The 21,962-nt window shown below is 72.6% G+C and carries 21 protein-coding genes and 1 pseudogene; 15 read left to right on the forward strand and 7 right to left on the reverse strand.

All coding sequences use genetic code 11. The features are described 5' to 3' along the window. Positions 1 to 90: 90 nt before the first annotated feature. On the forward strand, positions 91 to 810 hold the full coding sequence (locus tag ACZ60B_RS17125; protein ID WP_469387690.1) for an NUDIX hydrolase: 720 nt from the start codon (positions 91 to 93) through the stop codon (positions 808 to 810). Then, entirely contained in the window at positions 807 to 1,829 is a 1,023-nt protein-coding gene (locus ACZ60B_RS17130) for an ADP-ribosylglycohydrolase family protein (RefSeq protein ID WP_469387692.1), read from the forward strand. The genes ACZ60B_RS17125 and ACZ60B_RS17130 overlap by 4 nt, the downstream gene beginning before the upstream one ends. 5 nt (positions 1,830 to 1,834) lie before the next feature. Here ACZ60B_RS17130 and ACZ60B_RS17135 read toward each other — a convergent pair whose 3' ends face one another. Further along, complete coding sequence (locus tag ACZ60B_RS17135; protein WP_469387694.1) at positions 1,835 to 2,305, reverse strand: Rieske (2Fe-2S) protein; 471 nt, start codon at positions 2,303 to 2,305, stop codon at positions 1,835 to 1,837. 51 nt (positions 2,306 to 2,356) lie between these two features. Continuing rightward, positions 2,357 to 2,461: pseudogene (locus tag ACZ60B_RS17140) on the reverse strand (DUF6529 family protein); the annotation flags it as partial. A 155-nt stretch (positions 2,462 to 2,616) separates the two neighbouring features. Between ACZ60B_RS17140 and aroH the strand changes: the two are divergent. From aroH to der, 5 genes are all read left to right on the forward strand, one after another. Beyond that, entirely contained in the window at positions 2,617 to 2,979 is a 363-nt protein-coding gene (gene aroH / locus ACZ60B_RS17145) for a chorismate mutase (RefSeq protein ID WP_450664350.1), read from the forward strand. Next, positions 2,976 to 4,061: a prephenate dehydrogenase gene (locus ACZ60B_RS17150; protein ID WP_469387697.1), complete on the forward strand. Its 1,086-nt coding sequence runs from the start codon at positions 2,976 to 2,978 to the stop codon at positions 4,059 to 4,061. The genes aroH and ACZ60B_RS17150 overlap by 4 nt, the downstream gene beginning before the upstream one ends. Positions 4,062 to 4,161: 100 nt before the next feature. After that, complete coding sequence (gene cmk, locus ACZ60B_RS17155; RefSeq protein ID WP_469387699.1) at positions 4,162 to 4,824, forward strand: (d)CMP kinase; 663 nt, start codon at positions 4,162 to 4,164, stop codon at positions 4,822 to 4,824. Then, complete coding sequence (locus tag ACZ60B_RS17160; protein WP_469387700.1) at positions 4,782 to 5,474, forward strand: lysophospholipid acyltransferase family protein; 693 nt, start codon at positions 4,782 to 4,784, stop codon at positions 5,472 to 5,474. The genes cmk and ACZ60B_RS17160 overlap by 43 nt, the downstream gene beginning before the upstream one ends. Before the next feature lie 72 nt (positions 5,475 to 5,546). Next, positions 5,547 to 7,025 carry a ribosome biogenesis GTPase Der gene (gene der, locus ACZ60B_RS17165; protein ID WP_469387702.1) on the forward strand — a complete coding sequence of 493 codons (1,479 nt, stop codon included), beginning with the start codon at positions 5,547 to 5,549 and terminating at the stop codon, positions 7,023 to 7,025. Between the two features lie 93 nt (positions 7,026 to 7,118). Here der and ACZ60B_RS17170 read toward each other — a convergent pair whose 3' ends face one another. After that, on the reverse strand, positions 7,119 to 7,628 hold the full coding sequence (locus ACZ60B_RS17170; protein WP_469387704.1) for a hypothetical protein: 510 nt from the start codon (positions 7,626 to 7,628) through the stop codon (positions 7,119 to 7,121). A 79-nt stretch (positions 7,629 to 7,707) separates the two neighbouring features. Then, on the reverse strand, positions 7,708 to 8,487 hold the full coding sequence (locus tag ACZ60B_RS17175) for a hypothetical protein (RefSeq protein WP_469387706.1): 780 nt from the start codon (positions 8,485 to 8,487) through the stop codon (positions 7,708 to 7,710). Between the two features lie 534 nt (positions 8,488 to 9,021). On the opposite strand from ACZ60B_RS17175, the gene ACZ60B_RS17180 reads away from it, so the two are divergent. The 3 genes from ACZ60B_RS17180 to ACZ60B_RS17190 all read left to right on the forward strand — a co-directional run bounded on the left by ACZ60B_RS17180 (position 9,022) and on the right by ACZ60B_RS17190 (position 11,511). Continuing rightward, a complete protein-coding gene (locus ACZ60B_RS17180) occupies positions 9,022 to 9,729 on the forward strand; it encodes a LysM peptidoglycan-binding domain-containing protein (protein WP_469387708.1) in 708 nt (235 codons plus the stop codon). A gap of 79 nt (positions 9,730 to 9,808) precedes the next feature. Further along, complete coding sequence (locus tag ACZ60B_RS17185; protein WP_469387710.1) at positions 9,809 to 10,849, forward strand: helix-turn-helix transcriptional regulator; 1,041 nt, start codon at positions 9,809 to 9,811, stop codon at positions 10,847 to 10,849. A gap of 446 nt (positions 10,850 to 11,295) precedes the next feature. Continuing rightward, a complete protein-coding gene (locus tag ACZ60B_RS17190) occupies positions 11,296 to 11,511 on the forward strand; it encodes an I78 family peptidase inhibitor (RefSeq protein WP_469387712.1) in 216 nt (71 codons plus the stop codon). Positions 11,512 to 11,615: 104 nt separating this feature from the next. Here the strand turns inward: ACZ60B_RS17190 and ACZ60B_RS17195 are convergent, their stop codons facing one another. Together ACZ60B_RS17195 and ACZ60B_RS17200 are read right to left on the reverse strand one after the other, a co-directional pair. Further along, positions 11,616 to 12,671: a phosphatase PAP2 family protein gene (locus ACZ60B_RS17195; protein ID WP_469387715.1), complete on the reverse strand. Its 1,056-nt coding sequence runs from the start codon at positions 12,669 to 12,671 to the stop codon at positions 11,616 to 11,618. Positions 12,672 to 12,909: 238 nt separating this feature from the next. Beyond that, positions 12,910 to 14,097 carry a mannosyltransferase family protein gene (locus ACZ60B_RS17200; RefSeq protein ID WP_469387717.1) on the reverse strand — a complete coding sequence of 396 codons (1,188 nt, stop codon included), beginning with the start codon at positions 14,095 to 14,097 and terminating at the stop codon, positions 12,910 to 12,912. Between the two features lie 262 nt (positions 14,098 to 14,359). Between ACZ60B_RS17200 and ACZ60B_RS17205 the strand changes: the two genes are divergently transcribed. Together ACZ60B_RS17205 and ACZ60B_RS17210 are read left to right on the forward strand one after the other, a co-directional pair. After that, positions 14,360 to 16,033: an MFS transporter gene (locus tag ACZ60B_RS17205; RefSeq protein ID WP_469387719.1), complete on the forward strand. Its 1,674-nt coding sequence runs from the start codon at positions 14,360 to 14,362 to the stop codon at positions 16,031 to 16,033. 354 nt (positions 16,034 to 16,387) lie between these two features. Further along, complete coding sequence (locus tag ACZ60B_RS17210; protein ID WP_469387721.1) at positions 16,388 to 17,578, forward strand: acyl-CoA dehydrogenase family protein; 1,191 nt, start codon at positions 16,388 to 16,390, stop codon at positions 17,576 to 17,578. 60 nt (positions 17,579 to 17,638) lie between these two features. Here ACZ60B_RS17210 and ACZ60B_RS17215 read toward each other — a convergent pair whose 3' ends face one another. Further along, a complete protein-coding gene (locus tag ACZ60B_RS17215; protein WP_384734619.1) occupies positions 17,639 to 18,076 on the reverse strand; it encodes a cell division protein SepF in 438 nt (145 codons plus the stop codon). 301 nt (positions 18,077 to 18,377) lie between these two features. Between ACZ60B_RS17215 and ACZ60B_RS17220 the strand changes: the two genes are divergently transcribed. The 3 genes from ACZ60B_RS17220 (at position 18,378) to ACZ60B_RS17230 (ending at position 21,874) form a co-directional block, all read left to right on the forward strand. Next, on the forward strand, positions 18,378 to 19,610 hold the full coding sequence (locus ACZ60B_RS17220; RefSeq protein WP_469387723.1) for a DUF5685 family protein: 1,233 nt from the start codon (positions 18,378 to 18,380) through the stop codon (positions 19,608 to 19,610). 281 nt (positions 19,611 to 19,891) lie between these two features. Next, the gene (locus ACZ60B_RS17225) at positions 19,892 to 20,788 is read left to right on the forward strand and encodes a S1 family peptidase (protein ID WP_469387725.1); all 897 of its coding nucleotides are present in this window, start codon (positions 19,892 to 19,894) and stop codon (positions 20,786 to 20,788) included. 168 nt (positions 20,789 to 20,956) lie between these two features. Then, positions 20,957 to 21,874 (forward strand): slipin family protein, encoded by a 918-nt coding sequence (locus tag ACZ60B_RS17230; protein ID WP_469387900.1) that lies wholly within the window; start codon positions 20,957 to 20,959, stop codon positions 21,872 to 21,874. The last annotated feature ends 88 nt before the right edge of the window (positions 21,875 to 21,962 follow it).

The raw sequence follows: 21,962 nt of genomic DNA on the forward strand, positions 1-21,962 counted from the left end.
CTCCGGACCGGCCGCTTTCGTGTGTCCGCCTTCTTGTGTCCGGGCGCCCGGACTATTTATAGTCGTCGTGACTATTAAGGAGGTGGGTGGATGCAGGGCTACGACAAGTACGCCTTCGAACCCTTCGCCGTCACCGTCGACCTCGCCGTCCTCACCCTGCGTTCCGGCACCCTGCACGTCCTGCTCGTCGAACGCGGGCAGGAGCCGTACGCCGGACACTGGGCGCTGCCCGGCGGCTTCGTGCTGCCCGAGGAGTCCGCGGAGACCGCGGCCCGGCGCGAGCTCGCCGAGGAGACCGGCCTGTCGGACGTCTCCGGGCTGCACCTGGAGCAGCTGCGCACCTACAGCGAACCCGACCGCGACCCCCGGATGCGGGTCGTGTCGGTCGCCTTCGCCGCCCTGCTGCCCGACGCCCCCGAACCACGCGGCGGCGGCGACGCCGCACAGGCCCGCTGGCTGCCCTACGACCGTGCCGAGCCGCTCGCCTTCGACCACGACCGGATCCTCGCCGACGCCCACGACCGCGTCGGCACCCTGCTGGAGTCCACCGGCCTGGCCACCGCCTTCTGCCCGCCCGAGTTCACCCTCGGCGAGTTGCAGCAGGTCTACGAGGCCGTCTGGGGCGCGGTCCTGGACCGGCCCAACTTCCGGCGCAAGGTGCTCGCCGCTCCCGGCTTCGTCGAGCCCGTGCCCGGCGGCGCCCGGCTGACCGGCGGCCGCGGCAAGCCGGCCGCGCTGTACCGGGCCGGCACCGCCACCACCCTCCATCCGCCGCTGCTTCGCACCGCACGGGAAGGACGCCCCGCATGACCACCACGACCACCGTCCGCAAGCGCGCCGCCACCGGAGCGCTGCTGGGCCTCGCCCTCGGCGACGCGCTGGGCTTTCCGACCGAGTTCAACGACGTGCCGTCGATCCTCGCCAAGTGCGGCCCCTGGCGGGAGATGGAACTGATCCGGCCCGCGATCGTCAGCGACGACACCCAGATGACCCTCGCCCTCGGCCGGGGGCTGCGCACCGCGATGGACCGGGGGCTGCTCGGGCCGAAGCGGCTGGCGCGGCCGGTGCGGGAGGAGTTCGTGGAGTGGTACCGCTCGCCGGAGAACAACCGGGCGCCGGGGCGCACCTGTATGACGGCGTGCGGTCTCCTGCAGAGCGATCTGCCCTGGCAGGACGCCAGCCAGATCGGCTCCAAGGGCTGCGGCGCCAACATGCGCGTGGCGCCGATCGGTCTGGCCCCCGGACTCGACGACGAACAGCGGGCCGGCGCGTCCCAGTTGCAGTCCGCCCTGACGCACGGGCATCCGACCGCGCTGGCCGCCTCCGATCTCACCGCGCACGCCGTGCACCTGCTGGCCCGGGGCGCGGAGCCGACCGGACTCGTGGGGCTGCTGCGCTCGTACGCCCTCGACAACCGCACCCGCTACCACGAGCGCTGGCTCGGCGACCTGTGGACCCGGGGTCAGGACCCCAGCGCGCTGCACTTCATCGCGCGCGGCTGGGACGAGTGCCTGGGCGTCCTGGACCGGCTCCAGGACGCGGTACGGGCCGGGTCCCGCGAGACCGACCCGTGCCTGGCCACCGGGGAGGGCTGGATCGCCGAGGAGGCGCTGGCGACCGGGCTGCTGTGCTTCCTGCTCTTCGTCGACGAGCCGGTGACCGCGCTGCGCCGGGCCGCGTGCAGCTCCGGCGACTCCGACTCGATCGCCTGTCTGACCGGCGCCTTCGCGGGCGCCCACCTGGGCGCCGACGCCTGGCCCGCCGGCTGGGCGGACCGGATCGAGTACCGGGACGAGCTGCTGGAGCTCGGGGCGCTCTGGGACGCCTGACCGGGTCAGACCAGGCGGATCGTGTCGCCCTCGACCGTGATCTTCTTCTCGGGCAGCGGCTGGGTCGCCGGAGGGTGCGCCACCGAGCCGTCCGTGATGCGGAACCTGCTGCCGTGGCAGGTGCAGTTGATCGTGCCGTCGGAGACGTCGGCGACCGGGCACTGCCGGTGGGTGCAGATGTTGGAGAAGGCCTTGAACTCGCCCTTCTCCGGCTGGGTGACGACGACCTCCTCGGCCGCGAAGACCGTGCCGCCGCCGACCGGGATGTCCGCGGTCTTCGCCAGCTCCTTGCCGGTGGCGGCCGATCCGGCGGCCGACGTGGCGGTGGAGGTGCCGGTGGGGGTGGCGGCCGAAGCGGTGGGCGAGGCGACGGGGGCGGAGCCGGAACTGCTGTTCCCGCCGGACTTGCCGCACCCCGCGACACAGGCGGCCGCGCCCGTCGCGAGTACCGTGCGCCGCGTCGGACCCTGGGTCATGTCGTCACTCCGAAGGTGGGGAAGAAGGAACCGGAAGGCGGAGGCCGGTGGTCGCTCCGGACGGAGCAGCAGCATCTTGGCACCGAATGCTCCGAAGGCCGGGTATTCCGGTATGGAGTGCCACAAAACGCTTGTTCCGTACTCCTGACGGCCCAGCGCGTACGGGGGTGCACAGGGTGCACGGGCGCGCCCGCCGTCTCAGCGGACGGTCGCCGCGTACCGGTCACGCGCGGTCTGACTAGGCTGGACGGACGAGACAGTGGTCCGCGGACAGTGGTCCGTACATCAGCACATCAGCGAGGAGCAGCACCGTGGCGGTACGAGCGGTCCGGGGGGCCGTCCAGCTGGAGCGGGACGAAGCCGGCCACATGAGTGAGCAGGTCGGTGCCCTGCTCACCGCGGTCCTGGAACGGAACGGTCTGGGCACGGACGACCTGATCAGCATCTGGTTCACGGCCACGCCCGACCTGCACAGCGACTTCCCGGCGGCCGCCGCCCGCAAGCTGGGCATCGTGGACGTGCCGCTGATCTGCGCCCAGGAGCTGGACATCGCGGGCGCCATGCCCCGGGTGGTCCGTCTGCTCGCCCATGTCGAGACCGACCGGACCCGGGCCGACATCGCGCATGTCTACCTCGGCGCCGCGGCCGCCCTGCGCAAGGACATCGCCCAGTGAGGACCGCACTCGTCGTCGGCACCGGGCTCATCGGCACGTCCGCGGCCCTCGCCCTCGTCCAGCGGGGCGTCGTCGTCCACCTCGCCGACCACGACCCGGAGCAGGCCCGTACGGCGGCCGCGCTCGGGGCCGGCACGGACGAGCCGCCCACGGGCCCCGTCGACCTCGCGATCGTCGCCGCCCCGCCGGCCCACGTGGCCGCGGTGCTCGCCGACGCCATGCGCCGGGGCGTGGCCCGCGGCTACCTGGACGTCGCCAGCGTCAAGGGCGGCCCGCGCCGCGAGCTGGAGGCGCTCGGCCTCGACCTGACGTCGTACATCGGCACCCACCCCATGTCCGGCCGGGAGAAGTCCGGGCCGCTGGCCGCGACGGGCGATCTCTTCGAGGGCCGCCCCTGGGTGCTCACCCCGACCCGGGACACCGACACCGAGGTGCTCAACCTCGCCCTGGAGCTGGTCTCGCACTGCCGTGCGGTGCCGGTGGTGATGGACGCGGACGCGCACGACCGCGCCGTGGCCCTCGTCTCCCACATGCCGCACCTGGTGTCCAGCATGGTCGCCGCGCGGCTGGAGAACGCCGAGGAGGCGGCCGTGCGGCTGTGCGGCGGCGGCATCCGCGATGTGACCAGGATCGCCGCGTCCGACCCGCGGATGTGGATCGACATCCTCTCCGCGAACCCGGGGCCGGTCGCCGACCTCCTCGCGGACGTCTCCGCCGACCTGGACGAGACGGTCCGGGCGCTGCGCGCCCTGCAGTCCTCCGACGAGGACAAGCGCCGCGAGGGCGCCACCGGCATCGAGGACGTGCTGCGCCGCGGCAACGCGGGCCAGGTCCGCGTCCCCGGCAAGCACGGGTCCGCGCCGCGGGTGTACGAGACGGTGGCGGTCCTCATCGACGACCAGCCCGGCCAGCTGGCCCGTATCTTCGCCGACGCGGGCCGGGTCGGGATCAACATCGAGGACGTACGCATCGAGCACGCGACCGGTCAGCAGGCCGGTCTGGTGCAGCTGATGGTGGAGCCGAAGTCGGCGCCCGTCCTGACGGCGGCGCTGCGCGAGCGGGGCTGGGCCATCCGGCAGTGAAACGGCCGCCGGGGAGCCAGTAACCTTGTGCGGGGCGCCCTCGCGCCCGTCCGCCACCCCGGTTCCAGGAAGGTCCCCCACTGTGGAAAGCGTCCCGGCAGTGATTGTCGCCATCGACGGCCCCTCCGGCACGGGCAAGTCGAGCACGTCCAAGGCCGTGGCCGCGCAGCTCGGGCTGAGCTACCTGGACACCGGCGCCCAGTACCGGGCGATCACCTGGTGGATGGTGAACAACGGGATCGACATCGCCGACCCGGCCGCGATCGCCGACGCGGCCGGCAAGCCCGACATCGTCTCCGGCACCGACCCGGCCGCCCCGACGATCACGGTCGACGGCACCGACGTGGCCGGTCCGATCCGCACCCAGGAGGTCACCTCCAAGGTCAGCGCGGTCAGCGCGGTGCCCGAGGTGCGGGCCCGGATCACCGAGCTCCAGCGCTCGCTGGCGGCCTCGGCGGCCGGGGGGATCGTCGTCGAGGGCCGTGACATCGGCACCACCGTGCTGCCCGACGCCGACCTGAAGGTCTTCCTCACCGCCTCCGCGGAGGCGCGCGCCGCCCGCCGCAGCGGTGAGCTCCAGGGCGCCGACGTGCAGGCGACCCGCGAGGCCCTGCTGAAGCGGGACGCGGCCGACTCCAGCCGCAAGACCTCTCCGCTCGCCAAGGCGGACGACGCGGTCGAGGTGGACACCTCCGACCTCACGCTCACGCAGGTCATCGCGTGTGTCGTCAGCCTCGTCGAGGAGAAGCGGGCCGCGCGGTGAACACCCGCCCCGTCCCTTCCGTCAAGGGCGCCGAGGTCGGCAGACGCATCGGCGTCGGCCTGATGTACGGGCTGTGGAAACCGCGCGTCCTGGGCGCCTGGAAGGTCCCCGTGACCGGCCCGGTGATCCTCGCGGTCAACCACTCCCACAACATCGACGGCCCGATGGTCATGGGCGTGGCGCCCCGGCCGACGCACTTCCTGATCAAGAAGGAGGCGTTCGTCGGACCGCTCGACCCGTTCCTGCTCGCCATCGGGCAGGTGAAGGTCGACCGTCAGTCCGCCGACCGCACCGCGATCACCCAGGCCCTCGACCTGCTCGCGGCCGGCGGGGTCCTCGGGATCTTCCCGGAGGGCACGCGGGGCGAGGGCGACTTCGCGTCGCTGCGCGCCGGGCTCGCCTACTTCGCGGTCCGCAGCGGGGCGCCGATCGTCCCCGTCGCGGTCCTGGGAAGTTCCGGGCGCAGCAGCCGGTTGGCGAAGGCGCTGCCTCCGCTGCGCTCCCGGGTCGACGTCGTCTTCGGCGACCCGTTCGAGGCGGGCGACGGAAGCGGGCGGCGTACGCGCAAGGCGCTGGACGAGGCGACCGAGCGCATCCAGAAGCAGCTCGCGGCGCACCTGGACCACGCCAGGCGCCTGACCGGGCGCTAAGAGACACTTGAGTAGTGGATCACCCGATACGGGCGGTCCACCGATCACCACGATGAACGAGGTACGGACTTCATGAACGACCAGATCCACTCCGAGGGCTCGGGCGAGGAGCACGACCACGGAGCACTTGGCGACGCCGAGTACGCGGAGTTCATGGAGCTCGCCGCGGTGGAGGGCTTCGACCTGGAAGAGGTCGAGGGAGCCATCGAGGAGGCGGGCCACGGCCCGCTGCCCGTGCTCGCCGTCGTCGGCCGCCCCAATGTCGGCAAGTCGACTCTGGTGAACCGCATCATCGGCCGCCGTGAGGCGGTCGTCGAGGACAAGCCCGGCGTCACCCGCGACCGGGTCACCTACGAGGCCGAGTGGGCGGGCCGCCGCTTCAAGGTCGTCGACACCGGCGGCTGGGAGCAGGACGTCCTCGGTATCGACGCCTCCGTGGCCGCCCAGGCCGAGTACGCGATCGAGGCGGCCGACGCCGTCGTGTTCGTCGTCGACGCCAAGGTCGGCGCGACCGACACCGACGAGGCGGTCGTACGACTGCTGCGCAAGGCCGGCAAGCCGGTCGTGCTGTGCGCCAACAAGGTCGACGGCCCGAGCGGCGAGGCCGACGCCTCCTACCTGTGGTCGCTGGGGCTCGGCGAGCCGCACCCGGTCTCGGCCCTGCACGGCCGCGGCACCGGCGACATGCTGGACGCCGTGCTGGAGGCGCTGCCCGAGGCGCCCGCGCAGACCTTCGGGACCGGTGTCGGCGGTCCCCGCCGGATCGCCCTCATCGGCCGCCCGAACGTCGGCAAGTCCTCGCTGCTGAACAAGGTGGCGGGCGAGGAGCGCGTCGTCGTCAACGAACTCGCGGGCACCACCCGCGACCCGGTCGACGAGCTGATCGAACTCGGCGGCGTCACCTGGAAGTTCGTCGACACGGCGGGCATCCGCAAGCGCGTCCACCTCCAGCAGGGCGCCGACTACTACGCCTCGCTGCGTACGGCCGCGGCCGTCGAGAAGGCCGAGGTCGCCGTCATCCTGATCGACGCGTCCGAGAACATCTCCGTCCAGGACCAGCGCATCGTCACGATGGCCGTCGACGCCGGCCGGGCGATCGTCCTCGCGTTCAACAAGTGGGACACGCTCGACGAGGAGCGCCGCTACTACCTGGAGCGGGAGATCGAGACCGAGCTCGGCCAGGTCGCCTGGGCGCCGCGGGTCAATGTCTCCGCGCGCACCGGACGGCACATGGAGAAGCTGGTCCCGGGCATCGAGACGGCGCTGGCGGGCTGGGAGACCCGGGTCCCCACCGGCCGGCTGAACGCCTTCCTCGGCGAGCTGGTCGCCGCCCACCCGCACCCGATCCGGGGCGGCAAGCAGCCCCGCATCCTCTTCGGCACCCAGGCGGGCACCAAGCCGCCGCGGTTCGTGCTCTTCGCCTCCGGCTTCATCGAGGCGGGTTACCGCCGCTTCATCGAGCGTCGGCTGCGCGAGGAGTTCGGGTTCGAGGGCACCCCGATCCACATCTCCGTACGGGTGCGCGAGAAGCGCGGCGCGAAGCGGAAGTAGGACGCACACGACGCACGAGGGCGGCCCCGGGAATCCCGGGGCCGCCCTCGTGCGTCGTGCGTGGGGCCCGGAGGCCCTGTGCGGGCCAGGGACTCAGAGGCCGCTGCGCGGTGCGGGCGGCAGCGCCGCCGGGACGTGCCGCATGCCCGCGCCGTGCTGCGTGCCGGTGCCGGTGCCGTGCTGCGTGCTGCCCTGTGCCGACTGCGCCGCCTGCCTGCCCTGACCGAGCTGCCCCAGCTGTCCGACGCGCTGCCACGGGGACGGCTGCCCGCCGCCCCGCGCGCTGCTCGCCCCCGCGCTGTAGGCGCTGTACGAGCTGCTGAAGGTGCCCGCGCGATGGCCGCCGGGCGAGCCCGTGCGGTGCGGGATGCTCGCGAAGGCGGTGAAGCCCAGGTCGTCCTCGCCGCTGCGGTCGCCGGGCAGGGAGCGGAAGGACTTGACGTACTCGGCGTAGAGCGCGTCGTAGATCGGGGTGGCGGAGGGAGCGCCATGAGGTTCCTGAGCCGGTCGCGGCGCGGGCACCTCCCGTCCCGGACGGAGCGGGGAGCCTGCGGGCGGGACCGGCTGGAAGGCCGGGCGGCGGGGAACGTCGTATGCGTGCACGTATGTTCAAACGACCCCGCCGCCCAGGGGATGCGGCCGGGCCGCGTTCGGCGGGCCGGCCGCTCGGGAGCGCGGACGCTCAGATCCCCGCGAGCGGCAGCGCGGAGCCGACCAGCTTGCCGTTGGCCGCCGCCTTGTCGAGCGCGTCGCGCAGCAGGTCCTCTCGGGGCTGGCGCCCGATCGAGCCGACCGGTGCCGCGTACATGAGCACCTGCTGGTGCTTGTTGGCCGCCGCCCGCCAGCTGTCGGTGACCTGGAGCGGCTGGTGCGCCTGCCACCAGGCGACCGGCTGGCCCCCGTTCGCGCCCGGCTGGAGCACGGCGTGCAGCTGGCCCGCGGCGAGCAGCACCGACCAGCCGTGCAGCACGGGCGGCACCTCGGCCAGTTCGATGAGCGGCATGAAACCCTGCTCGATCAGCAGCGGCAGGAAGTCGTCGCCGATGTCCGTGGATCCGGGCCGCACGATGGGCGCGGTCGGCTCCACCACGAGCGCGGGGTGCAGCTCCCCGGCGATCAGGACGAGCCCGCTGGTCACGCCGAGCACGGCCTGCTCGGGCATGGCCTGCTGCTGGTCACCGCCCGCGGTGCCGCCGATGGAACGGACGGCGCCCTGCAACTGCTCCTCGGTGACCTGGACGACCTGCGAGGGCAGGCAGCCCGCGTGGGCGAAGGCGAGTACGGCGGTCTCGTCCCCGATGAACAGGACGGTGCTGGTGCGCTCGTGCTCGGAGTCGCCCGGGGTGCGACAGGACGTGCAGTCGTAACTGCCCGGGGCGTTCTCTCCGGCGAGCAGCCGGTCGGCTTCTTCGTCGCCGATCTCGGCGCGTACCTCGTCGCTGACGTCGAGCATGCGCGGCACGGTGGCTCCCTCGGGATGCGGTGCGTGGCGGGACCGGGTGGCTCCCGGCCCGTGGTCCGGGGTGGTCCCGGGCTCATGCAGAAGACAACGGGCGATCTGTGGTGGGGGTCACGCTCCCGGGCGAACGGAATCGAACCATCCACCGCACAGGGTCACGGCGGGTGCGGAATCGGACACTCAACGTCAAGGGTGGAGAAAGTCAAGGAAGTTCATTTGGTGAAGTGAGTCACAAATCGCCTCGGCGCCTGGTCGACAAATGCGGAAATCGGCGAATTAAGTGGGTGGCCGGATTTCGCCGATACCCGCGGTAACCATGAACTGGCCTGGGACGACGGGGAGTTGGTTGATGTCGCCGCGGTCCGCTCTCTACATTCCTCCGCCGTGTGCACAGAGCACCGCTCGGGAAGTCCGCCGACCGCGCCGCAACAGGGCGCAGCACCACCGTCCGGCGGACGGGCGGAGCGTGCCGACCGCGTCCGTACGCGGTCGGAACGGTCCGCTCGGGGGACCCCGAGTTGTTCGAGAGGGACTCACATGTCCGAATGTGCCGATACCAACGGCGGCATCACCCGTAAGACCCGTACGACGGCGGTCCTCGCCGGGGCGGCACTGCTCGCCCCCCTCGGACTGCTCGCCACGGCCGGCAACGCGGCGGCGGCGGACGGCGCGGTGTGGGACCGCATAGCCCGGTGCGAGAGCGGCGGCAACTGGCACATCAACACCGGCAACGGCTACTACGGCGGCCTCCAGTTCTCCGCCGGCACCTGGCGCGCGTACGGCGGCGGCGCCTACGCCCCGACCGCCGACCGGGCCACCAGGTCCCAGCAGATCGCCGTGGCCACCAAGGTCCAGGGCGCCCAGGGCTGGGGCGCCTGGCCCACCTGCGCGGCGCGCGCCGGAGCGTCCGGCAGCGCCCCCGCGGGCAACCACGGGGCCGCCCCGTCGAAGCAGAGGTCGACATCGTCGTCGACGTCGAAGTCCACGCACTCCTCGCACTCCTCGAAGTCGACGAAGTCCTCGAAGGAGTCGAAGTCCTCGAAGCAGTCGACGTCGCCGGCCCGTCCGACGGAGCACCCGGCCCGCGGCGCCTCGCACGGCGACTACACCGTCCGCCCCGGTGACACGCTCAGCGGCATCGCGGCCCGGCACGGCACCGACTGGCGGCGGATCTACGCCGCCAACAAGGCCGTCATCGGCGACGATCCCGACGTGATCCTGCCCGGACAGCGCCTCGACCTCTGAGCCGCCCGCCCCCCACCCTCTCCCGCGCGGGAGACGGCGGGGGGCGGCCGCCGTGCGCCCCGTGCGCGACACTTCGACCATGCTGGAGACCTCCGCACGACTGCTGCGCCTGCTCTCGCTCCTGCAGGCCCACCGCGAGTGGTCCGGGGCCGAACTCGCCGACCGGCTCGGCGTCACCGCGCGCACCGTGCGCCGGGACGTGGACCGGCTGCGTGAACTCGGCTACCCGGTCAACGCCAGCCCCGGCACGGGCGGCGGCTACCAACTCGGCGTCGGCGCCGAACTGCCGCCGCTGCTCCTCGACGACGAGGAGGCGGTGGCCGTCGCCGTCGGACTGCGCACGGCCGCCGGGCAGGGCATCGAGGGCATCGACGAGACCTCCGTACGCGCCCTGGCCAAACTGGAGCAGGTGCTGCCGCACCGGCTGCGCCGACGGGTGGCCGCCCTGAACGCCTTCACCGTGCCCATGCTGCGCGGCCCGCGGCCGTCCGCCGTGGACCCGGCCGTGCTCACCGAACTCGCCCACCTCTGCCGGGACACCGAACGGCTGCGCTTCGACTACCTCGGGCACGACCGCGCGGCCACCCGCCGCAGCGTCGAGCCGCACCGCCTGGTGTGCACCGAACGCCGCTGGTACCTGGTCGCCTGGGACGTCGACCGGCAGGACTGGCGGACCTTCCGCGTCGACCGCATGACGCCCAGACCGCCGCACGGACCGCGCTTCACGCCCCGTGAGCCGCCCGCCGAGGACCTCGCCGCCTATGTCTCCCGGGGGGTCTCCACGCGCGCGTACGCCGCACACGCCGCCGTCCGGCTGCTGGTGCCGCTGCAGGAGGCCGCCGAGCGGGTCTCGCCCTCCGCCGGGACGCTGGAGGCCGACGGCGACGACGCCTGCGTCCTGCGCACCGGCGCCACGAACCTGGACGTGATGGTCGTCCACGTCATGATGATGGGCCTGCCGTTCGAGGTGCTGGAACCGGCCGAACTCGTCGAGGCGATCAGGGCGGCCCGGGACCGGCTGGACGCGGCGCTGGCCCGGTCCGCCGGTCCCGGCCCGCGTACTCGGGACGGCGCGGACCGGACGCCGGGGACTCCGGGCGGATCCGGGGCGGTGCGGTGAAGTCGTGCCGGGTCGGCGGGTGCGAGGCCGCGCCCCGGGCCCGCCGGAGCCCGTGCCGCACCTGTGCCCACGGGCTCACGGGCCGCGCCGTGACGCCTCCGCCGTGCCGCCCGCGCCGTCCCGTTCCCGGCGGGGGCCGTACGGGGAGCGTGTGATGGAGCCGTGAATTTCCTATGTGGCGTCAGCTCCCGCGCCCCCGTGTGAAATCGCCGGGGAACACCGCTCCGGAGCGGTTATCCCGGTATTTTCCATCGCCCATTTCACGGGGCCGGACAGGCGTACGGTAATTGCGTTCGAATACCCGCGGAAGAGCTGTGCAACCGCCCGATCGTGTGACGCAGTTCGATCGAAACGTATGTCGTGATCCTGTGACAGAAGTGTGACCCGAGTGATCCATGGCGCAGTCGGGCCTTCCGGGGAAGCCGCCCACGGCCTAGCGTGGCGGCATGGCACCGATTCCCACTCCGCCCGCGGAGCCCGAGGACAGTCCGGAGACGTATGTCGGCCTGGAGGCCGGGCGTGCCGAGCGGCTCGCCCGGGAGCGCGGCTGGACGGCGGTGCGTTCGCTGCCGCCGGGCACGGTCATCACCATGGAGTACCGCGTGGGCCGGCTGAACTTCGAGGTGCGGGACGGCAGGGTGACGCGGGCCTGGAAGGGCTGACGCGCGCGGCGACGACGAGGGCCCGGCTCCTGTGCCGCAGGAGCCGGGCCCTCGTCGTCGCGCGGCCGGGTGGTGCGTACCGGCGGCCCCGCCGTGCGCGGGGGTCAGCCGCCGGTCAGGGGGCGGGCCGTCGAGGCGGCCGCGCCCCGGGGCAGGCGGTCCGGGTGCGGCGGCGGTCGGCGGCTGCCCGCCGGGGCGGCCGGGGTGCGCTCCGAGCGGGCGGTGTGCGGTCCGGGGGCCAGGTGGACGGGGGTCCGCTGCGGGCGCACCTGGACGGTCGCCTCGCGGGCCGCCGCGGCCTCGCCCTGGGCCGCGGTACGGGGCTTGAGCAGCACCGGGGCACCCACCGGGGACGCGGGGGCGGGCACCGGAGCGACCTTCGTGCCGGAGCGCCGGTCGCGCAGACGGTCGCGCAGGCGGTCCCGCAGGTCGAACAGCGCGGTCTCGGCGCCGGCCACCACCGGCTCGAACCACGGCAGGGCCAGCAGGATCAGCAGGCCCGCCGCCCAGCCGAGGACCACGTCGCTCAGCCAGTGCGTGCCGAGGTAGACGGTGGTCAGGCCGACCCCGAGCGAGGTCACCGCGGACAGCGCGGACAGCCAGCGGCGCGCTCTCGGCGTGGAGGCCAGATACGCCAGAATCCCCCAGGTCACCACCGCGTTGGCGGTGTGGCCGCTGGGGAATATATCGCCGCCCAGACCCATCTCGTTCGAGCCGATGGTGATCGCGTAGTGCGGGCCGAGCCGGCCCATGCCCAGTTTGGCGGCGCCGACCGTGAGGTTCAGCAGCAGCAGGGAGGCGCCCAGGCTCAGCAGGGGGCGCAGCGTGTGCTGACGCCAGGAGCGCCAGCCCAGCCAGGCCGCGACCATCACGGCCGTCGGGCCGCGCTGGCCGAGGACCACGTAGTAGTCGAGGAAGGCGTGGATCTGCGGCCACTGCTGGTACGGCCGGAAGAACATGACCTGCCAGTCGAGCCGGACCAGCCATGAGGTGATCACCACGGCCCACACGATCGCCAGGTAGAAGGCAAGGGTCGCGCTGAACAGCACGATCCTGTGCCGGCTCATCCTCGGCACATCGATGTGAGCCGGCCGTTCCGGCTCACGGTCCAGCCTGGCGAACACCCGGTCCAGACGGGTGAGCTTTCGTTCGGTACGCACCCAATCGACGTTACAGCGAGTGAGCTCAGTTCCCGGTCGATTCAGCGTGTTTGTGATGACGATGTGATGTGGGATTCCTCTCAGGCGAGGCTCTATTTCCTCTGTTTCGTCAATGCCGTGATGCCGGTCCCTGCAATTCCTTTGATCATTCTAGGGAGCGGTTTTATGTCACTTATGAATTCGTTCACCGAATCCTGGGGTGGAATTATCCGGACGCTCACCGGCCGGCCGGGGCCGGTCACGGCGGGCCGGAGCCGTTCAGCCACGACGCTCCGTACACGGCCGACAGCACCGCGACACCACCCGCCACCAGCGCGGACCTCGAGGTGCGCAGCCGGGCCAGGGCCAGGGCGAGCGGCAGCAGCAGCGGGAACGCGGGCAGCAGCAGGCGCGGCTTCGAGCCGAAGTAGCTCGACGCGCACAGCGCGAGCGCGGTGACGACACCCGTGTACACCAGCAGCGGCAGCGGCTGGCGCTGCCGTACCCCGACGACGTACAGCCAGATCACCAGGCCGACCCCGATGACCAGCCCGGCGCCGGCCAGGGCGGACGGGAACGACGTGAACTTGTCGGCGACGAAGCGGGCGAAGGCGTAGCCGCCGTCGAACCCGTTGCGCCAGCCCGCCTGCACGTCGAGGTAGCCGAGCGGGCCCCTGCCGGTGTGCCGGCCGACCCAGAACACGTAGCCCGCGGCGCCGAGGGGCGCGATCAGCATGGCGAGGGCGCGACGCGTGCGGGAAGGGGCGCGCTCCTCTGTATGTGCGCCCCTTGGGCGCGTTTCGCTCCCTGTTCGCCCGAACGAGGCGATGCCCGCCGTCCACACCGCCGCGACCACGGCGAGCCCGACCGGCCGGGTCAGACCGGCCAGCGCGGCCAGCAGCCCGGCGGTCAGCCAGCGGCCGGTCAGCACCGCGTACAGGGACCAGGCGGCGAGCGCGGTGAACAGCGACTCGCTGTACGCCATCGACTGCACGATCCCCACCGGCAGGACCGCCCACAGCAGCACGGCGCACACACCGGCCCGGCGGCCGTACACCAGGTCCGCCACCGCGAAGATCCCCCAGGCCGCCGCGAGCGAGGCGAGCAGGGAGACGGCCAGTCCGGCGCCGGCGTACGACAGCGGGGTGACCGTGTGCAGCAGCCGCTCCAGCCAGGGCAGCAACGGGAAGAAGGCCAGATTGGAGTGGACGTCGCCGTTCGGCAGGCGCACCTCGTAGCCGTATCCCAGCTCGGCGACCCTCGTGTACCAGAGCGAGTCCCACCGGCCGGTCAGCAGGGTGTACGCGTTCTTGCCCCGCGCCTGGGCGAACAGGGTCAGCGCGAGCAGACCCAGGGCGCGCACGGCCGCGTACCCCAGGAGAGCCGGAGCCGCCCGGCGCAGGGCGGCGGCGGGCGGGGACGCCGTACGCGTCACTGGAGGGGTCACGGGTCCGATTATCGACCGCGCCCGGAACCGGACGGCCCGGCGGGGCGTGCGGGGAAGGGGGCAGTGGCCTACGCCACACGGGATCCCCACCAGGTGTGAGAGGTCCGCCACTGGGCGCGGGAACGAACTCGCGTACGCTGACGTGCCACTCGCGTGCGAACTGCGCGGGCCGGAGACCACCGCTCCTCTCCGGCCGAGTCATGGGGAAGTCCCCGACCCTGTGAGCCCGCCGCACCCCGAGGGATCTTCTGGGAGGTACTACATGGCCGGGACGACCACGGCCGCCGCGCTGCGCCGCCGGGCGGCCGGGGCCGGTGCCAACCGCTGGGTCGTGCTCGTCGTCCTGTGCGTCAGCCTGCTCCTCGTCGCCGTCGACGCGACCGTGCTGCACGTCGCGGTGCCGGCCGTCACCGAGGACCTCCGGCCCGACGCGATGCAGCTGCTCTGGATCGTCGACACCTACCCGCTCGTCTGCGCCTCGCTGCTGATCCTCTTCGGCACCCTGGGCGACAAGGTGGGCCGCCGCAGGATCCTCCTGCTCGGGTACGCGCTGTTCGGGGTCGCCTCCGGCCTGGCCGCGCTGGCCCAGGACGCGCAGACCCTGATCGTCGCGCGGGCCCTGCTGGGCGTCGGCGGCGCGATGATCATGCCCGCGACCCTCTCGATCCTGCGGCAGGTCTTCCCCGACCGGCGGGAACGCGCGATGGCGATCGGCATCTGGAGCGCGGTCGCCGCGGTCGGCGCGGCGGTCGGGCCGCTGCTCGGCGGATTCCTGCTGGAGCACTTCTGGTGGGGCTCGGTCTTCCTGGTCAACATCCCGCTGATGCTGGTGAGCCTGCCGGTCGGCCGGGCGCTGCTGCCCGAGTCCACCGGGAACGGCGAGGGACCCTGGGACGTCGTCGGCGCGCTGATGGCCGCGGCCGGACTGTTCGGCGTGGTGCTGGGCGTCAAGCGGCTCGGCGCCGGCGAACCGGCGGCGAGCGCGTTCACCGTGCTGCCGCTCGTGCTGGGCGCGGTGCTGCTCACCTTGTTCGTACGGCGTCAGCGGCACCGCCCGCATCCCCTGGTGGACCTGCGGATGTTCGCCCGGCCGGCGTTCAGCGTCTCGGTGGGGTGCATCGTGCTGGCGATGCTGGCGCTGGTCGGCCTGGAGCTGATCGCCGCGCAGTACCTCCAGCTGGTGCTGGGACTCTCGCCGCTGCGCACGGGGCTGCGGCTGCTGCCGCTGACCGTCGCGGCGATGGCCGCCGGGCTGGCCGGGGCGCGGCTGCTGCGGCGCTTCGGGCCGCGGCGGATGGTGTGCGCCGGGTTCTGCCTCACCGCGGCCGCGGTGGTGACCCTGACCGCCATGGGCGGCTCGGACAACCCGGCGCTGCTGCTGGCCGGGTTCGTGCTGCTCGGCTTCGGGCTGGAGACGACGCTGTTCGGGGCGTACGAGTCCATGCTGAGCGAGGCGCCGCCCGCGCAGTCCGGCGGGGCCTCGGCGATCGGCGAGACGTCGTACCAGCTCGGCGCCGGGATCGGGATCGCCCTGCTGGGCACGGTGATGAACGCGGCGTACGCGCCCGGCCTCGCCTCCGTGCCGGGTGTTCCGGCGGCCGCTTCGACCGCGGCGGGGCATTCCCTGGGCGAGGCCTACGACGTGGCCGGACGGCTAGGGGGTCCGGCGGGCGCCGCCCTGCGCCGGGCCGCCCGGGACAGTTTCGTGCACGGGCTGCATGTGACGCTGCTGGTGAGCGCGGGCCTGCTGCTGCTGGGCGCGGTGATGGCGCTGCGGCTGCCCAGGGTCATGCAGTGCGAGGAGGACGCGTCGGCGCCCGCCGTACCGGTGCCGCGGGAGGTCGCCCGGCCCCGTGTCCCGACGGAGGAGGTCCCGGGGCTCCTCCGGGTCCCGGTCCCTGCGGAGGAAACCACGGAGCCGCGCGTCTCGGCGTGAGCGGCCGCCCCCCCCCTCCGAGCGGGCGGCGGGCGCGCGGGGGCGCCGCCGGGCGTCCGGCGGGCGGACCCGCGCGGGAAGGCGGGCGGCGCGCAGACCACGACCGGGAAGCCGGGCCGCGGGCAGACCTCAGGGGGCGGGCGACGGGCGGCGGGGGAGACCGGCGGGTCGGACATGGGTCGCGCCGGGCCGGACGTGAGGCACCCTGCGTCGGGCCGGATGCGAGGCACCCTGCGTCGGGCAGGGCGTAGGGCACACGGCGTCAGGCTGGACGTGGGGCACACGGCGTCGTAACGTCGGCCGCGGTCGAGCCGTAACTAGCGGCGCTAGTTTTGAGTTGCCGGAGGGTGTCCCGTGTCCGTGTCCCCGAAGTCGCCCCCCTTCGACCCCACCGACCCCCTCGGCATCGACGACCTGCTCGACCCCGAGGACCTGGCCGTCCGGGACACCGTGCGCAGCTGGGCCGCCGACCGCGTCCTGCCGTACGTCGCCGACTGGTACGAGAAGGGGGAGCTGCCCGGCATCCGGGAGCTCGCCCGCGAACTCGGCGGGATCGGCGCGCTCGGCATGTCGCTCGACGGATACGGCTGCGCGGGCGCCACCGCCGTGCAGTACGGACTCGCCTGCCTGGAACTGGAGGCCGCCGACTCCGGCATCCGCTCCCTCGTCTCCGTGCAGGGGTCGCTCGCCATGTACGCGATCCACCGGTTCGGCAGCGAGGAGCAGCGGCAGCGCTGGCTGCCCGCCATGGCCGCCGGCGAGGTCATCGGGTGCTTCGGACTCACCGAACCCGACCACGGCTCCGACCCCGCCGCCATGCGCACCCACGCCGAGCGCGACGGCTCCGACTGGGTGCTCAACGGCCGCAAGATGTGGATCACCAACGGGTCGGTGGCCGGGGTCGCGGTCGTGTGGGCGCAGACCGAGGACGGGATCCGGGGCTTCGCCGTGCCCACCGACAGCGCGGGGTTCTCCGCCCCGGAGATCAAGCACAAGTGGTCCCTGCGTGCCTCCGTCACCAGTGAGCTCGTGCTCGACGACGTACGACTGCCGGCCGACGCCCTCCTGCCGGAGGCCGTCGGGCTGCGCGGCCCCCTGAGCTGTCTCTCCCACGCCCGCTACGGCATCGTCTGGGGCGCGATGGGCGCGGCGCGCGCCTCGTTCGAGGCCGCCGTCTCCTACGCGCGGACGCGGGAGCAGTTCGGACGGCCCATCGGCGGGTTCCAGCTCACCCAGGCCAAGCTCGCCGACATGGCGGTCGAGCTGCACAAGGGGATCCTGCTCGCCCATCACCTCGGGCGGCGTATGGACGCCGGCCGCCTGCGTCCCGAGCAGGTCAGTTTCGGCAAGCTGAACAACGTACGGGAGGCCATCGAGATCTGCCGTACGGCGCGGACGATCCTCGGTGCCAACGGGATCTCCCTGGAGTACCCGGTGATGCGGCACGCGACCAACCTCGAGTCGGTGCTGACGTACGAAGGCACCGTCGAGATGCATCAGCTCGTGCTGGGCAAGGCGCTCACCGGGCTCGACGCCTTCCGGTGAGACTCCGCCGGGCAGGGCCGGTGGGCCCCCGCCGGGGCAGGGCCGGTGGTCGGCCCTGCCTCAGCTCTGGTTGAAGAAGCCGTCGGAACGGCGTGCGGCCGGTTCCCCGCTGACGATCTCGGTGTCGGCGGGGGTCAGCAGGAACACGCGGGTGGACACACGCTCGATCGAGCCGCGCAGTCCGAAGATCAGTCCGGCCGCGAAGTCGACGACGCGCTTGGCGTCGGCGGCCTCCATGGCGGTGAGGTTCATGATGACCGGGACACCGTCCCGGAACATCTCGCCGATGGCGCGGGCGTCCCGGAAGCTGTCCGGGGTGACCGTGCCGATCCGGCGGCCCTTCTCCTCGGCCGTGTCCGTGGCCACCTTGACCCGCGGGTCGGTGACCCAGGCGGCCCCGGAGTCGGTCCCCTCGGAGTAGTCGTCGTCGTAGTAACGCTCGTCATCGTTGTCGTCGACGAGGCCAAGCCAGGCACTCGCCTTGCGCACAGATCCCATGGACGCCTCCTCTCACAGCGGTCTTTCTTGCTATCCGCATCCCTATGGTCGTCCATGATGCGGATGTCGCGCCAAGTGGATAGACGCCGCACGGGGGGTTTGTGACGGTACTGGTGCACAGTCGATCCGTCGAGAGCCCGCGTTCCCCAAGGGTCGTGCTGTATGCGGCTGCTGACTATGAGTGAAATATGATTCTTCGCGGCGGACGGGTGACGAGCGGTGCGTACGGGTGAACGGAGGGCCGGCAAGGCAGCCGATACGATGCGGCTGTTCGACGCCGTACGGACCACGGGGGGTCGTCTTGTTCGGAATCGTCAGGCCGTGCAGCCACCGTCTCGGTGAGGGGCTGCGCGCCCAGTGGATGGCGCACCTGTGCGGGCTCTGCCTCGCCCTTCGCGCCGACCACGGACAGTTCGCGCGCATCGTGACGAACTATGACGGGCTGCTCATATCGGTTTTGACGGAGGCTCAGCGCCCGGCGGCCGAGGGTGGCGGCCGGCGTACGGCGGGCCCCTGCCCGCTGCGCGGTATGCGCACCGCGTCCGTCGCGAACGGCGAGGGCGCCCGGCTCGCCGCCGCCGTCTCGCTGGTGCTCGCCTCGGCCAAGGTGCACGACCATGTCGCCGACGGGGACGGGCTGCTGGCCCGCAGGCCGGTGGCGCTCGCCGCCCGCCGGGTCGCCCGGAGCTGGGAGCGGGCTGGTGCGCGCGGCGGGAGTGCCGTCGGGTTCGACACCGCCGTGCTCGTCGAGGCGGTGGACCGGCAGACCGGTCTGGAGACCCTGGCCGGGCCGGGGACGCCGATCCTGGCGGTCACCGAACCCACCGAGACGGCCACCGCGGCGGCCTTCGCGCACACCGCGGTGCTGGCCGGGCGGCCGGGCAACGCCGTCCCGCTGGCCGAGGCCGGACGGCTGTTCGGGCGGCTCGCACATCTGCTGGACGCCGTCGAGGACCGGGAGGCCGACGCCTCGTCGGGGGCCTGGAACCCGCTCACCGCGACCGGCACCCCGCTCGGCGAGGCCCGGCGGCTCGCCGACGACGCGCTGCACGGCATCCGGCTCGCCCTGCGCGAGGTGGAGTTCGCGGACGGCCGGCTGGCCCATCTGCTGCTCGCGCACGAACTGCGGCGGTCGGTGGACCGGGCGTTCGGGACGGAAGCCTGCGGGCACACGCCGGAGGGCGCTTTCCCGCCACAGGGGCCGGGGCAGGGGCCCGGGCGGGGGAAGGCGCCGGGGCCGGTGCCGGGGAACCCCTATGGGAGTCCGGACGGCGGCAACCCCTATGGGAGTCCCGACGGAGGCAACCCCTTCGGCGGGCTGCCGCCGAGCCCCGGCAAGCGGGGCTTCTGGGCCGGGTGCGCGGTCGCGATCGGGCTCTGCTGCACCTGCAAGGTGTGCTGTGCCGACAGCTACGAGGGACCCTGGTCGCGCAAGAGGCGCGAGGGGTGTTGCGGCAGTTGTGGTGACTGCGGTGATTGCAGTGGCTGTTGCGACTGCTGTGAGTGCTGTGAGTGCTGCGACTGCGGGATCTGAGCACGCCGGGTGACCCGCTGCGAGAACGGTCTGTGCGTCGCGATCGCCGCGGGGGAGCGGGACTTGGCCTGACGGTGGGGGCAACCGTCCGAGGGCGTAGTTAAGTTGAAGGCTGCACGGCCGAAAGGCGCCCTTGCGCGCGTCGGCCGTGCGGTCGAATACTCCCCCACAGCGCTTGTCAGGGACACGGCACGTCCGAAATCCGGGCGGCCTTCCCCGGCTGCGCCTCACGGGCCTCGACCCCACGCGGGCCCCCGAATTCCCCTGGGAGGGAACGAAAAGTGAGGATCAAGCGCACCACCCTTCGAAGCGGCATCGCGAGACGGACCCGGCTGATCGCCGTGGCGACCGGATTCGTGGCCGCAGCCGCGTTCGCCGTCCCCACCGCGAGTGCGACCGACGTCCAGACGTTCAGCGCGAACCAGCTCAGCAACGTCAACCAGTCCGTGCTCAGGTCCGACATCGCGGGCACCGCCTGGGCCGTCGACGCCAAGACGAACCGTGTGGTCGTCACCGTCGACAGCACGGTCTCCGACGCCGAGATCGCACAGATCAAGGCGGACGCGGGCAGCAACGCCGGCGCCCTGACCATCAAGCACACCCCGGGCCAGTTCAAGCGGCTGATCACCGGTGGCGACGCCATCTACGGCGGCGGCTACCGTTGCTCGCTCGGCTTCAACGTGCACAGCGGGAGCACCTACTACTTCCTGACCGCGGGCCACTGCGGCGAGGTCGCCTCCACCTGGTACTCCAACTCCGGTCAGAGCACCGTGCTGGGCTCGAACGTCAGCTACAGCTTCCCGACCAACGACTTCGCGCTGGTGCGCTACACCGGTTCGGCCGCGCACCCGAGCTCCGTCGGCAGCCAGACCATCAGCAGCGCGGCCACGCCGAGCGTGGGCACGACCGTCTACCGTCGTGGTTCCACCACCGGCACGCACAGCGGCCGGGTCACCGCGCTGAACGCCACGGTCAACTACGGCAGTGGTGACGTCGTGTACCAGATGATCCAGACCACGGTCTGCGCCGAGGGCGGCGACAGCGGCGGCCCGCTCTACTCGGGCTCCGTGGCCTACGGTCTGACCTCCGGCGGCAGCGGCAACTGCACCTCCGGCGGCACGACGTTCTTCCAGCCGGTCACCGAGGCGCTGAGCTACTACGGCGTCAGCGTCGGCTGACGTCCTGCCCGGTTCGCGGTCCGCGGTCGGCGGACCGGTCGGCCCCCGTACGCAACCGGCGTGCGGGGGCTCGCCCTTGTCCGGGCGTCGGCGTTACCGTCGGACGTGGTGAATGCCGCGGGCGGTGCCGGCCCGGGCGGCACCCACGTCGGACCCCGGGGGGTCGTGATGGTCGAGGAGCTGGTGGCGGCGGGAGCGGTGCTCGCGTCCGCCGGAGCGGTGTACATGATGACGGCGGCGCGGGTCGTCAAGCAGTACGAACGGGGCGTGGTGTTCCGGCTCGGCAGACTCCGGCCCGAGGTGCGCGGACCCGGATTCACGATGATCGTGCCGTTCGTGGACAAGCTCCGCAAGGTCAACATGCAGATCGTCACGATGCCGGTGCCGGGCCAGGAGGGCATCACCCGCGACAACGTGACCGTGCGCGTGGATGCCGTCGTCTACTTCAAGGTGATCGGCCCGGCCGAGGCGGTCGTACGGGTCGAGGACTACCGGTTCGCCGTCGCGCAGATGGCGCAGACCTCGCTGCGGTCCATCATCGGCAAGAGCGAGCTGGACGACCTGCTGTCCAACCGGGAGAAGCTCAACCAGGGTCTTGAGCTGATGATCGACAGCCCGGCCGTGGAGTGGGGTGTCTCCATCGACCGGGTCGAGATCAAGGACGTGTCCCTGCCCGAGACCATGAAGCGTTCCATGGCCCGCCAGGCCGAGGCCGACCGGGAGCGGCGGGCCCGGGTCATCAACGCCGACGCCGAGCTCCAGGCGTCGAAGAAGCTCGCCGAGGCCGCGCAGCAGATGGCGGACACGCCCGCCGCGTTGCAACTGCGGCTGTTGCAGACGGTGGTGGCGGTCGCCGCCGAGAAGAACTCCACGCTCGTCCTGCCCTTCCCGGTGGAGCTGCTGCGCTTCCTGGAGAAGGCCCAGCAGCCGGTCCCGCAGCCGGTCCCGGTCCAGCAGCCGACGCCGCTTCAGCAGCCGGTCCCGCCGTCGGCTCCGGTGACCGAGCTGCCCGTGGAGCAGCAACTCCATCCGGTCGCGGACCCCTTGAACCCGGATCGCGAAGGGGCGGTTTCAAGGCAGGAGTAGATCTCACCGGCTGACGGCGAGTCACCGGTTGACGGCGAGTCATCGGTTGACGGCGAGTCATCGGGTGCTGAGGCCGGTCGGCGCGCCG

Source organism: Streptomyces sp. NPDC104096 (assembly GCF_055584385.1).